This window comes from Bacillus sp. CCNWLW194, assembly GCF_037120585.1.
In the GTDB taxonomy this organism is placed as follows: Bacteria; Bacillota; Bacilli; order Bacillales; family Bacillaceae_G; genus Bacillus_A; species Bacillus_A basilensis.
The window spans coordinates 15,197-27,735 of sequence record NZ_JBBBBL010000002.1 but is presented as its reverse complement, the minus strand read 5'-3'; the positions used below and the strand labels follow the sequence as shown (position 1 = coordinate 27,735).

General features: G+C 33.3%; 15 protein-coding genes. 9 read left to right on the top strand and 6 right to left on the bottom strand.

Features of this window, described 5'->3' with window-relative positions; genetic code table 11:
• Window positions 1–23: 23 nt before the first annotated feature.
• Both V7S50_RS03450 and V7S50_RS03445 read right to left on the bottom strand, forming a co-directional pair.
• Window positions 24–404: a MerR family transcriptional regulator gene (locus tag V7S50_RS03450; RefSeq protein WP_242251338.1), complete on the bottom strand. Its 381-nt coding sequence runs from the start codon at window positions 402–404 to the stop codon at window positions 24–26.
• Window positions 405–420: 16 nt separating this feature from the next.
• Window positions 421–1,131 (bottom strand): SDR family NAD(P)-dependent oxidoreductase, encoded by a 711-nt coding sequence (locus V7S50_RS03445; protein ID WP_242251340.1) that lies wholly within the window; start codon window positions 1,129–1,131, stop codon window positions 421–423.
• Between the two features lie 191 nt (window positions 1,132–1,322).
• Between V7S50_RS03445 and fumC the strand changes: the two genes are divergently transcribed.
• Window positions 1,323–2,711: a class II fumarate hydratase gene (gene fumC / locus V7S50_RS03440; protein WP_242251342.1), complete on the top strand. Its 1,389-nt coding sequence runs from the start codon at window positions 1,323–1,325 to the stop codon at window positions 2,709–2,711.
• Between the two features lie 87 nt (window positions 2,712–2,798).
• On the opposite strand, the gene V7S50_RS03435 is transcribed toward fumC, so the two are convergent.
• Both V7S50_RS03435 and V7S50_RS03430 read right to left on the bottom strand, forming a co-directional pair.
• Window positions 2,799–3,221: a PH domain-containing protein gene (locus V7S50_RS03435; protein WP_242251344.1), complete on the bottom strand. Its 423-nt coding sequence runs from the start codon at window positions 3,219–3,221 to the stop codon at window positions 2,799–2,801.
• Between the two features lie 360 nt (window positions 3,222–3,581).
• Window positions 3,582–4,367 carry an MBL fold metallo-hydrolase gene (locus V7S50_RS03430; protein WP_242251345.1) on the bottom strand — a complete coding sequence of 262 codons (786 nt, stop codon included), beginning with the start codon at window positions 4,365–4,367 and terminating at the stop codon, window positions 3,582–3,584.
• 224 nt (window positions 4,368–4,591) lie between these two features.
• Here V7S50_RS03430 and V7S50_RS03425 point away from each other — a divergent pair, with 224 nt between their 5' ends.
• Together V7S50_RS03425 and V7S50_RS03420 are read left to right on the top strand one after the other, a co-directional pair.
• Window positions 4,592–5,356, top strand: coding sequence for a DUF2087 domain-containing protein (locus tag V7S50_RS03425; protein WP_242251346.1), 765 nt, complete (start codon window positions 4,592–4,594; stop codon window positions 5,354–5,356).
• 97 nt (window positions 5,357–5,453) lie between these two features.
• The gene (locus tag V7S50_RS03420) at window positions 5,454–6,863 is read left to right on the top strand and encodes an MATE family efflux transporter (protein WP_242251347.1); all 1,410 of its coding nucleotides are present in this window, start codon (window positions 5,454–5,456) and stop codon (window positions 6,861–6,863) included.
• 56 nt (window positions 6,864–6,919) lie between these two features.
• Here the strand turns inward: V7S50_RS03420 and V7S50_RS03415 are convergent, their stop codons facing one another.
• Window positions 6,920–7,618 carry a peptidase E gene (locus V7S50_RS03415; RefSeq protein ID WP_242251348.1) on the bottom strand — a complete coding sequence of 233 codons (699 nt, stop codon included), beginning with the start codon at window positions 7,616–7,618 and terminating at the stop codon, window positions 6,920–6,922.
• A 495-nt stretch (window positions 7,619–8,113) separates the two neighbouring features.
• On the opposite strand from V7S50_RS03415, the gene V7S50_RS03410 reads away from it, so the two are divergent.
• From V7S50_RS03410 to V7S50_RS03385, 6 genes are all read left to right on the top strand, one after another.
• Entirely contained in the window at window positions 8,114–8,512 is a 399-nt protein-coding gene (locus tag V7S50_RS03410) for a DUF3942 family protein (RefSeq protein ID WP_242251350.1), read from the top strand.
• Window positions 8,513–8,619: 107 nt separating this feature from the next.
• Entirely contained in the window at window positions 8,620–9,036 is a 417-nt protein-coding gene (locus tag V7S50_RS03405; protein ID WP_063224018.1) for a BlaI/MecI/CopY family transcriptional regulator, read from the top strand.
• 1 nt (window position 9,037) lies between these two features.
• Entirely contained in the window at window positions 9,038–9,850 is an 813-nt protein-coding gene (locus V7S50_RS03400; RefSeq protein ID WP_242251351.1) for a M56 family metallopeptidase, read from the top strand.
• Between the two features lie 53 nt (window positions 9,851–9,903).
• Window positions 9,904–10,617, top strand: a complete 714-nt coding sequence (gene ccdA, locus V7S50_RS03395) for a cytochrome c-type biogenesis protein CcdA (protein ID WP_000990435.1) — start codon at window positions 9,904–9,906, stop codon at window positions 10,615–10,617.
• An 18-nt stretch (window positions 10,618–10,635) separates the two neighbouring features.
• Complete coding sequence (locus tag V7S50_RS03390; RefSeq protein WP_063224016.1) at window positions 10,636–11,190, top strand: TlpA family protein disulfide reductase; 555 nt, start codon at window positions 10,636–10,638, stop codon at window positions 11,188–11,190.
• 17 nt (window positions 11,191–11,207) lie between these two features.
• Window positions 11,208–11,888 carry a prolipoprotein diacylglyceryl transferase family protein gene (locus tag V7S50_RS03385; protein ID WP_242251353.1) on the top strand — a complete coding sequence of 227 codons (681 nt, stop codon included), beginning with the start codon at window positions 11,208–11,210 and terminating at the stop codon, window positions 11,886–11,888.
• A gap of 50 nt (window positions 11,889–11,938) precedes the next feature.
• Here the strand turns inward: V7S50_RS03385 and V7S50_RS03380 are convergent, their stop codons facing one another.
• Entirely contained in the window at window positions 11,939–12,484 is a 546-nt protein-coding gene (locus V7S50_RS03380; protein ID WP_242251355.1) for a helix-turn-helix domain-containing protein, read from the bottom strand.
• Window positions 12,485–12,539: the final 55 nt, after the last annotated feature.

Sequence of the window (12,539 nt, the reverse complement as noted above, 5' to 3'; positions counted from 1 at the left end):
ACAACATGTAGAAGGTGATTTTTTTATTTGGTAATAGTATTTGCTAAAGTTATTTCGTTCTCATAATTAGCAATTTTTTGTTGTATCTTTTTTAAGTTTTTTTCAGTGTCTTGAATGAGCTGTAAGACATTGGTCTCCTGTTGTTTCATTAATTCCAACCGTTGAAGGATAGTAGGTTCTCCCTCCATAGACCAGTCGATAAATTGTTTTATTTTTTGAATTGGCATACCGGTGTTTTTTAAGCATAAAATCATTTCTAAATATTTCAGTGCTTCTTCGTCAAAAACTCGATCCCCTTTTTCATTTCTTTGAAGAAAAGGGAACAGTCCTTGTTTATCGTAATAACGTATTTGAGAAATAGTTAAGTGTTGCATTTTGGCGACTTGACCGATCGTATAATACATAGAATTCATCCTTTTACTACCAAGTTATAATTCCATCTTTATTTAATATTTTACCATTATAGTTTGTTTCACTTACTGCATATTTAATAATAATTTTAGCACTTTCATTGGTCGTATGGCCACCTGGGGAATTACCATTAAGGTCAGTAGTTGTAAAACCGGGAGTTACTCCAAAAATTTCTGGGCCGTTTGTACTAAATTCTTTACTAAAAGCTAATATTAAAGCATTAATAGCTGTTTTTGAAGAATTATACCCTAACGCATTAATTGGATGTGTTTCACCATTAGCAAACATTGTTAATGAAGCCATGTCAGTTGTTATATTGATAATTTTACTGTTGCTTGATTTCTTTAATAATGGTAAAAAGGCTTGCACCATTTGGAATGTTCCAAAAAAGTTAACTTCAAATCCTTGACGTAAAGTTTCAATATTTAATTCACTAGGTAGCGTGTTGAAGTCTAGTGCTATGCCTGCGTTATTGATTAATAAATCTAAGTGGTCAGTCGTTTCATGAATTTTCTTGTTTGCTTCTTGAATGGATTGTGAACTTGAAATATCTACTTGAATATAGGAAACGTTTGATACATGTAAAGATTGTACAGCTTGTTGTCCAAGCTGTTTATTGCGAGCGCCTAAAAATACGTGATAATCTTTTTCGGCTAATTGACGAACAAGTTCATATCCAATTCCTTTATTCGCACCTGTTATGAAAGCATATTTTTTCATATTGAATTCCTCCAGTATTGTTATAGTAGGTTACAAAGGAAAGGATACAGCCTAAACTTAAGTTTAGGTCAAGAGGAATTTTTAAAAATAAATACAGAATATCTATATATAAGAGTGAGAATCCTTATCATTTAAGAGAAAGTCTGTTATTATAAGAGATGTAGGTATTTTATTTTCAAGGGGATGAAAAAATGGAGTACAGAATTGAAAGAGATACAATAGGAGAAATAAAAGTTCCAGCTGATAAATTATGGGCAGCACAAACACAACGTAGTAAAGAAAACTTCCCAATTGGAACAGAGCAAATGCCGCTTGAAATTGTAAAAGCATTTGCAATTTTAAAGAAGAGTGCAGCGCTTAGCAATCAAAAATTAGGAAAGCTATCAGAAGAAAAAGCAGAAGCAATTGTGGAAGCAGCAGATGAAGTAATTGCAGGGAAATGGAATGAACATTTTCCGCTTGTCGTCTGGCAAACAGGTAGTGGTACACAGTCAAACATGAATGTGAATGAAGTAATTGCAAACCGTGGGAATCAAATTTTGAAAGAGAAGGGATCTGATGTACATATTCATCCGAATGATGATGTGAACATGTCTCAAAGTTCAAATGATACATTTCCAACGGCGCTTCATGTAGCGTGTGTAATCGCAGTAGAAAATCACGTATTACCAGCAATTACGAAATTAAAAGAAACTTTAGCAGGAAAAGTAACTGCATTTGAACATATTATAAAAATTGGTCGCACACATTTGCAAGATGCAACGCCGTTAACATTAGGACAAGAAATTAGCGGATGGCACCGTATGCTTGAAAAAACAGAGCGTATGATTGCAGAGAGCAATACATATATGAAAGAGCTTGCGATTGGTGGTACTGCAGTTGGAACAGGTATTAATGCTCACCCTAAATTTGGTGAGATGGTATCAGAGGAAATTAGCCAATTTACAGGTAAGCAATTTATTTCTGCGCCAAATAAGTTCCACGCATTAACGAGCCATGATGAAGTTGTATATACGCATGGTGCATTAAAAGCATTAGCAGCTGATTTGATGAAGATCGCGAATGATGTGCGCTGGTTGGCAAGTGGTCCACGTAGTGGTCTAGGAGAAATTATTATTCCGGCAAATGAGCCAGGAAGCTCTATTATGCCAGGTAAAGTAAATCCAACACAAAGTGAAGCGTTAACGATGGTTGTAGCGCAAGTGATGGGAAATGACGCAACAATTGGATTTGCTGCTAGCCAAGGTAATTTTGAGTTAAACGTATTTAAACCAGTTATTGCATATAACTTCTTACAATCCGCTCACTTATTAGCAGATGCAATTGTTTCATTTAATGATAATTGTGCAGTTGGTATTGAAGCAGATGAAGAAGTAATTAAAGAGAATGTGAATCGTTCATTAATGCTTGTCACAGCATTAAACCCGCACATCGGATATGAAAATGCAGCGAAAATTGCGAAGCATGCTCATAAAGAAGGGTTAACTTTAAAAGAAGCAGCACTGCACTCTGGGTTACTAACAGAAGAACAATTTGATGAAATTGTAGATCCGAAAAAAATGATTGCTCCGAAAGAATAATAGAAAAAGCCAAGGTTCTTAGTATAGAATCTTGGCTTTTTTAATATTTATCTTTTCTATTTGTATTACTGTAAGTGCCAAACTATATTATTTGTTAGTAGGTATATTCAATACTTTCATATGTGGACAGTTTTCTTTTAAGAGTGAAATGAACTTTTCTTCTTTTTGGGGTACAAAAACAGTTACTGAGTCAAATAAATTGTAATGTAGTTCTAATTGCTGTCTAGTCCATTTTTTTGAATGAAGTTTTTTACCAGAGTATTTAACATGACGAATGTCTTCAAAAGGAATTTCAGTATGAAATATGAAACCGTGTTTTACAATAAGAGATGACGCGGTTATATGGTAGTGAGAAAAATAGAATGAAGCAAGATTAACGACATTTAGCACCATCATGAGAGTGAAAAAAATAGAATTTTCATTTTGGAAGAATAACGAAATGAAAAAAATTATGATAAATAATGAAATAAAAATGACGTGAAATGGATTTTTTTTCGCTTTAAATTTCAAGTTAGTCACCCCGGTATACGTGTTCTTTAGCTAAATTAAATCATAACATCTTGATAAAACGTGTAAATATGCAGAATTGCATATTCCTTCGGCTTATTATTCATGTAAAATTTCTTGATGGGATAAATTCAAAAGAAGTTTTGTAATAGTGGAGTGGCATGAAGTGACTTACAAGAATAGAAAGGTAGCGTTAGTCATAATTAGTTGTATGATAATTATGGGTAGTTGTGCTAATAAATTTATTGAGGATGGAAACCGAAAGCATACATTTGTACAGGTAAGTAAAGCTTTAGTAGAGGTTGTAAATAGAATATATAATGAGTAAAAGGTGTTTTCGTATACGAAAACACCTTTTTGTAGTTAAAATTGAAGGCTGAAGTTTTGGAATGTGTGAATACCAGTCCCATGTTTAATCAGCTCTTTATCATTTAAATATTGAATAGCATATTTCACTTCTTTCAATATAACAGGTGAAAGGCCGAGGGTATGATGTGAACCAAAAATTTGTTTAATAGGAAAGAGGTTTGTAATTGTATTTAGAGACTGAACTAAATCTACAGGGTTTGTTGATGGATAAAATGCAAAAATCGTGCCTTCATAAAGTAAATCTCCTGTGAATAAAAAAGCAGTTTCATAATCGTATAGGCAAATATGCCCCGGTGAGTGACCTGGCGTATGTATAATTTGAATTTTCCTATTTCCGATATCAATCATATCTCCATCTTGTAGTAATTTTATTGGTGTTCCTTGAAAGGGTTTGAATGTTTTAGGTTGAAATGTTTTAGGTGTAGGTAAAGTAATATCACGAGCGATGTCGTGCCTAATTTGAGTAATAGGAAGTCCTTTTATGCCATTAATGAGCCAATCCGCTTCTAAAGCATGTACATAGATTTCTTCAAATTGTGCGTGACTACCGATATGATCCCAATGGACATGTGTTGTGACAACAGTAATTGGTAAGTTTGTTAGTTGGTCAGTTATACGCTTCAGATTATCGATACCTAGTCCAGTATCGATAAGGAGTGCGGTAGTATCGCCTACAAGTAAGAAGGAATGTACTTTCTCCCAATGTCCATATTCACTAATCGCATATGTATTTTGGGCAATTTGTTTAACAGTAAACCATGGGTCTTGTAAAATAGTCATGTTTTGTTTCACATCCTATCGTAATTCATTCATTAAATACATTCGTTTTTTGTTGCTTGATTTCCTTTTTAAAGAATATCTAATAGATGTTTTTATAAAAGTTTATAAAATAGGTAAACGAAACATTGAAATGTTTATTTTGATTGTGTTAAGATGATGAAGTGATAATAAACGATGTTGAAATTTGTTTGTTTTTAGATAAACATTTTGAAGGAGTGTTTAGTATGAGTGATATTTCAGAGAAGTTTTGGGATGCGTCGGTGGAGGAATTGAAAAAAGGGTATGTGTTTGATGAGGAAACAGAGGAGTATATTTGTTTAGCTTGTGGAGAAACGTTTATTAAGGGAGTTATTTATCAAGATAATCAAGTTTTGTATGATGCAGAGAAGTTTGTACAAGTGCATGTGCAAAATGAACATACGTCTATGTTTGATTATTTAATAAATCTTGATAAGAAGTATACTGGTGTAACTGATTTGCAAAAGAAGATGGTTCAGTTTTTCCATATGGGGCTGAATGATAAAGAGATTGTAAAAGAGATGGATGGCGGAAGTACATCAACCATTCGCAATCATCGATTTACACTTCGAGAGAAAATGAAACAAGCGAAAGTGTTTTTAGCGTTAATGGAACTGTCAGAAGAAAAATCAAAAGTACAAACGAAATTTGTATCTATTCATAGAACAGCAACGATGGTAGATGATCGTTACAATATTACAGAAGAAGAAAATGATGAAGTATTAAAAGCTCATTTTACAGAAGGATTAGATGGACCGCTTTCTAAATTCCCGAAAAAGCAAAAGCGTAAATTAATTATATTACGCCATTTAGTGACGAAGTTTGATAGTAATAAAAAGTACACTGAAAAAGAAGTAAATACTGTCATAGAAAGCGTATACCCGGATTTCGTAACTTTAAGAAGATATTTAATTGAATATGGATTTTTAGATAGAACAGCTGATGGAAGCCAATATTGGGTGAAGTTATAATAGTACGGAAAAAAATGAATAGAAGCACATTATAATAACAACTATACAAAGAGATGGAAGTTGAAAAACAGATTTTTATTAAAAGGAGAAATGAAATTTGAAACCACCTACAGATAACAATAAAGAAGGTGCGGAGTCACATAAGTTAGAAAGTGAGAGTAAACCGATATGGAAATCGATGTCCATGTTTTTAGTACCGTTACTATTAAGTAATGTATTACAATCAGTTGGACAATTATTTGGGATGGTAGTAGTAGGAAGATGGCTTGGAGTTAATGATTTAGCGGCCATATCAGCATTCTTTCCGCTATTTTTCTTACTCGTTTCATTTGTAATTGGTATTGGTTCAGGAAGTTCTATTTTAATTGGTCAGGCGTTTGGTGCTAAAAACGAAGATCGTTTAAAAGCTATCGTTGGTACGACGCTGACATTTACCTTTATTATTGGAGTTGTATTGGCGATAATAGGCAGTATTTTTGCGATGGATATTATGCGCCTTATGGGAACGCCAGAAAATATTATTGAGATAAGTGTACATTATGCACGTATATTATTTATATCGATGCCAGTATTATTTTTATATTTCGCATACACAACATTTATGAGAGGTACAGGAGATTCTAAAACGCCATTTTACTTTTTAATTGTAAGTACAGCGCTAAATATGATTTTATTACCAATTCTTATTTTTGGATGGTTAGGAGCTCCGAAATTAGATGTGTATGGGGCAGCCTATGCTTCTGTTATATCTACAGTTATTACGTTTATTGTTATGCTGATGTATTTAAAGAAGAAAAATCACCCATTACAACTAGATGGCACGGTTAGAAAATATCTTCGAATGGATGGGGAGTTATTAAAGTTATTGCTACGACTTGGTATTCCAGCAAGTATTAATATGATATTAGTTTCATTATCTGAAATTGCGGTAATCGCGTTTGTAAATCGTTACGGTTCGGATGCAACAGCGGCATATGGCGTTGTAAACCAAGTTGCAAGTTATGTACAAATGCCAGCAGTTAGCCTTGGTATTACAGTTTCCATTTTTGCGGCACAATCAATTGGGGCGAATCAATTTGATCGATTGCAGAAAGTTGTGAAGGCCGGAATTATTATGAACTACGTCATCGGTGGTGTGCTAATATCTCTTATTTACTTGTTCTCAAGAGACATTCTATCACTATTTTTAACGAGTCAAACTACAATTGAAATTGCTCATAGCCTAGTTATGATTACATTATGGAGTTATTTAATCTTCGGTCATGCGCAAATTATTAGTGCGACAATGCGAGCAAGTGGTACAGTATTATGGCCAACTGTTATCGGCGTTGTATCAATATGGCTTGTTGAAGTACCTGTAGCGTATTACCTTTCTTACCATACAAGTCTTGGCATAGAAGGAATATGGATTGGGTACCCAGCAGCGTTTATTGTCAGCTTAATACTACAATATGCATATTATAAGCTTTCATGGCAGAAGAAACGAATTACACGATTAGTGAGTTAAACATTGAAAATGTCCCTAAGTTATTTTACTTAGGGACATTTTTTGTAAAGGTATCTTTATAAATAGCTTTTTAAAGTAATATCAAAATGTTGTCTAATGAGTTTGTTATCACTCATATAAAACTCCCACGCTTTCTCTGGTTCACCGATAATTTCAAAAGATTCTTCTGTAATATATAAAGCGCAATTATCCTCTAGTGCAATTCCTTCTATATTACCTTGATGATTTTGTAAAAAGGAATGGAAGGCGTTCATTCTATTTAATTGATTATAATGTGGACAAAACCTTTTGTTCACAATCCCCCAGCCGTTGCTCTCTATATAACCAGAACCTTCATAATCTGATCGGATGCTAGAGGTGAACCAACACATAGCACCAGCGCTGTACCCGGCAATGAGAGTTCCTTGCTGCAGAGCCAATAGTAATTTTTCATCGAGTTTATGTTCTTTCCATTCTGTAATCATTTGAATATAGTTCCCGCCGCCAAGATAAATTAAATCGGCTGATTGAATCATTTCGTCTAGTTCATATTTAGAAGGTGTATCGGCTATAATACGTAAAATTTGTACTTCACAGTGTAATTGTTTTTCGAACGTGTCTAAAAATAATGTTATATAACTTTCATCATCATGACTAGCTGTTGGAATGAATAATACTTTTGGATACTGTTTATTTGTTAATTCTATAAGTCGCTCATTAATAGGCAAGTGATTTGAATCTTGTAAATCACCGCCACCAATGACAGCTAATTTCATAGTAAAGCACCACCTAATCATTTTTGTTATATAAAAATTCGATAGAAGAGAGTTACATTCCTTCTGTGATGTAATGATTAAGTAGAAAATATAGTTTAAATATATCGGAATAGTAAAGGGGGGATAGCTATATAGAAAAATGAATTAGAAACAGTTTATCCCGCTATTTGCTGGGCAGTAAGACCCCCAACTCAAAATTCAGTGAAAGTAAAGGAGTTAGACGGGGGATCAAAAACCCCCAATGATTAAAGTTTCATTTTATCGATATATAACACTTCATACTATTGTTTCAAAATATGGAAACAATATGTTTAAATGGATATAAAGAAGCTTGAATTCATATTGAATGAGTGCTTATACTTTAAAAAGGAATGGGAAATAATAGAGATTTTACAAATGAGTTTTTACTTTTAATAGGAACTTGTATTACAATATGGTAAAATTATTTCAATATATTTATTTAATATAAAAATACAAAGAGGGAGCGTGAAAAAAGTGGATTTTCGATTCGAATTTACAACGAAGGTGAAAGAATACTTGGATGATGAGAAGGATGAAAAAATAATAAAAGATGGACATAGAGATATCATTTTTCAGTATTTATATCCGCTAGAGAGTGAAATTGGTATTTATAAAAATCCTAACTTTACTTTTTTTGCATCAGGAAGACGCTCGCATATCGTATTAGAAAACATTGAATTTAAAACAGAGGTAAATGTAAAAAGTAACATCATTGAAATTACAAAAATAGTGGATAATGTCGTTATCCCGTTAGATACTATCGTAGCGAAAGATCGGGAATTGTTTGCATTTGGGCGTAATGAGAAGTTTAGTGTACAAATATTAGAGCAGTATCTCTTTGATACATTTGGAGAAAAATTAGGTTTAAAATGAATGGAATGGCCTATGTATTTATAGGTAGTGAATTTTAGTGTATCTCATTCACATTTGACCTTTCATTTAATTTATACTACAATTCGTAGTGTGAAAGGAGCTATACTATGTTTACTCAAAACTATAAGTTAAATGAGCAAGGGTTAAATCATTTCTTTGGACCGCTTGAAGCGAAAATTATGGAGATTGTTTGGTCTAACGAAGGTATTACGATTAAAGAAGTGCAGCAGAAATTAAGTGAAGAATCACCTGTGAATTTTAACACTGTTATGACAGTTATGAACAGGTTAGTAGAGAAATTACACTTAGAAAAACAGACTGTAAAAAGAAGTGGCATATATCGTGCTGTACAAACAAAAGAAGAATTCTTATCCAATCAAACGAAGAAAATGACACAGGAATTGATGGGGGAATTTGGAGATTTAGTTGTAAATCATATGCTAGATGAGTTAGAGCAGGCTGATCCGACTTTAATAAAAAAGTTAGAAGATAAATTGAGTCAGTTAAAAAAAGAGGATTCATGAAATGAAATGGCAAATGCGTAAAATCGTATTGTTAGCAGTAATTGTTAGTACCCTCTTTTTCAGTATGTTAGTGTATTACGTTACATATCCATTTCTGTTTCAAAATAAGATGCTCTTTCTTTCAAATTTTTGCTTGTTCCAGTTAGAAAAACATATGAAAGAATTATCGCTCATTCGTATTATAATCGCTGGATTATTATTACTTACTGTATTAATCGTGTGCAAAAGAATTTGGCGACAATTTTTCTATAGTAAAAGATTACAAAAAGTACTTATCCCTTGCGTTCGAAAAGGAAAACACATATATATATTGCCGACCGCAGAAGTTGCGGCATTTACAATTGGGTTATTTCGTCCGAAAGTTGTCATGTCAGAAGGGATGCTTCAAACATTTTCAGATGAAGAAATGGATGCAATTATTTTCCATGAAGAATATCATCAAAATAATCGTGATCCTTTAAAATTATTTTGTTTTACGCTATTAGCAGAAGGAATGATGTACATACCGATATTAAAAGGGTTGTTACAGCGGTATCACACGTATCAGGAGCTAGCTGCTGATAAATATGCGATGCAAAAAATGGAATCTTCATTTGAGTTAGGTAGCGCGTTATTAAAATTAATTAAAATAAAGACAATGGAAAATCGATGTGTTACAGCTTCATTTGCAAAAACAGCAATAAATTTACGAATCGAGCAAGTGTTAAATGAAAAGGTTGTTAAGCTTACTATTCCGTTACATACGAATTCGGTATATGTAACAGCAGGTTTATTCTGTATGTCGGTTGTACTTATTGTCGGAGAGTGCATATAGCCTCTTTTTTTAAGAATTAACACTACTTATTGTAGTGTTTTAGGGGGAATAAAATGAATGCAGCAGATTTAACAATTTGGCTTGTGGCTGGGGCGGGAGTATTGTCATTTATATCACCGTGCTCTTTACCGCTATATCCATCTTATTTATCTTATATTACAGGTGTGTCTATTCAAGATTTAAAAGAAAATCGTGGGATTATGCAAAAATCAGCGATTATACATACCATATTTTTTATGATTGGATTTTCGGTTATATTTTACGCGTTAGGTTTATCGGTAAGTTGGATTGGAATAACATTTTCATCTAACCAAAAATTGATTCAACAAATTGGTGGGATTTTTATTGTTTTAATGGGGCTATTTATGACGGGCTTGTTTCAGCCTAAGTGGCTTATGGCAGAGAAAAAGGTGCAGTATAGAAGTAAATCGACTGGATATATTCGCTCGATTTTAGTCGGTATGACATATGCAGCGGGTTGGACGCCATGTGTTGGACCGATATTTTCAGCTGTACTCATGCTTGGCGCAACGAATCCTGAAGGGGCACTTCTTTATATTACAGCGTATACTCTTGGGTTTGCGGTTCCATTTTTCGTGATGGCATTCTTTATTGGGAAGGTGAAATGGATTGTTACATATGCTAATGTCATGATGAAAATTGGCGGTGGAATGATGATTGTAACAGGTATTTTATTGTATACAAATCAAATGACGAAGATTACAGCATTCTTTATTCGTCTATTCGGTGGATTTACAGGCTTTTAATAATGAGGAGGAAGAAAAGTGAAGAAACTAATTGCGATTATACTGGCCGGGGCACTAATTTGGGCCGGAGTTAACTTTTATAATACAAAGAAAGAAGAAAAAGAAAGAAAAGCAAAACAAGCGGAGTTACAAGAAACAGAAATACTACCACAAGTAGGATTTAAAGCACCAAACATAACGTTAAAAGGATTAGACGGGAAGCTGCATTCGTTAAATGATGCAAAAGGAAAACCGTATCTTATTAATTTTTGGGCATCATGGTGTGGTCCATGTGAAATGGAGGCACCTGACTTAGTTCATATGTATGATAAATATAAAAAAGATGTTGAAATTTTTGCGGTAAATGCAACTATTGGAGATCCAGTACAAGAAGCGAGCGCATTTGCAGATCGTCACGGATTTAAGTTTCCTGTTTTATTAGATATGGACGGAGTAGCTGGATTAGATTATAAAGTATTTTCTTTACCAACGACATTTTTTGTTAATAAAGATGGAATTATCGTAGAGCAAGTACGAGGCGTATTACCTCCAGATCAATTAGAAGAGAAATTTAAGAAATTAATTGAGAGTTAAGAAGGGATTTCATAGTGATGGAGTGGATCGTGAGGTTACAACCAGTATCTCTTATAATTGGAAGTTTATTTGGATTTATGTTGATGAAACGAAAGATGAAGAAACAAAGTGTACCATATGAAAAAATGATGGATGCAGTAACAAATGCTTTTCTTATCATCGTATTTGTATGGAAATTTGCACCGGCAATATTAAATCCAGTATGGGCTATTAGGTCACCAATGCAAGCGTTATTAGCTGTAGGCAGTATGCAACACATTGTAGTAGGATGCATACTTACGATTGTATACATTGTTTGGAGAAGTAAAAAGGAGCAATTCTCGCTTCGTATTTTACTTGATACATTGCCTTATGGACTATGTATGAGTCTTATTTTTTATTTTCTATTCCACCAAGAAGTAGGTGTACAAACGACATTGCCTTGGGGAATGAAAATATATGAATCTAAATTTTTATACCACCCCATTTTCGCATACGAGATCATCCTTGCCCTTTGTATCATGGGCTTGCTATGGATGAAAGATGAAAGACTAGGAAATGGAAAGAATATAAGTGTTTTTCTAATTGTTGAGGGGTTAGCTCATATCATTATTTCACTTGTTAGTGAACAGAATTCGGTTCTATTTGGTTTATCAGTTCAGCAATTACTCAGTTTTTGTGTTATGAGTTTAGGGATTTTGTTCGTGCCGAAAAAATAAAAATAGCCATGTACGGAGAAATCCGCACGTGGCTATTTTTATTACATCTATTAAAAAATCGGTGGAGTAACAGAAAATAAAACAATAGCATTTTTCTCGAATTGATTTACCCATTTATGTTTTAAATAAGCGGGTATTTTTACACTATCACCCGTTTCTAATATGTATTCTTCTTCATTTAAATGTAATGTGATTTTCCCTTCTAATACAAATGCTAATTCTTCACCTTTATGTTCTAGTACATTTTCTGATGAAGCTGTATTCGGCGGGATGGTCATAATCGCTGTTGCTAAATTTCCTGTGAAATTGGGTGATAGCATTTCATATGATAAATTATCGATAATCATTTTTTTGCGTTTATGAGAACGTACAATTAAATCGTCTGTATTTGTATCTTCAAGTAAAAAGCTAAATGTTGGAACATCAAGAGCTTTAGCGAGAACTTTTAATGTTTGGATAGAAGGGTTAGCAGATCCGCGTTCAATTTGACTTAACATAGATGGTGTAATATCGGCCATCTTTGCTAGTTCTTTACTAGTTAAGCCCTTTTCTTTTCTTTGTTTTTCAATCTTTTTACCAATATCTATATTTTCCATATTGAAAATCTCCTTGATTATTATTAAATTATATTTAAATAAATTAAATTAAAAT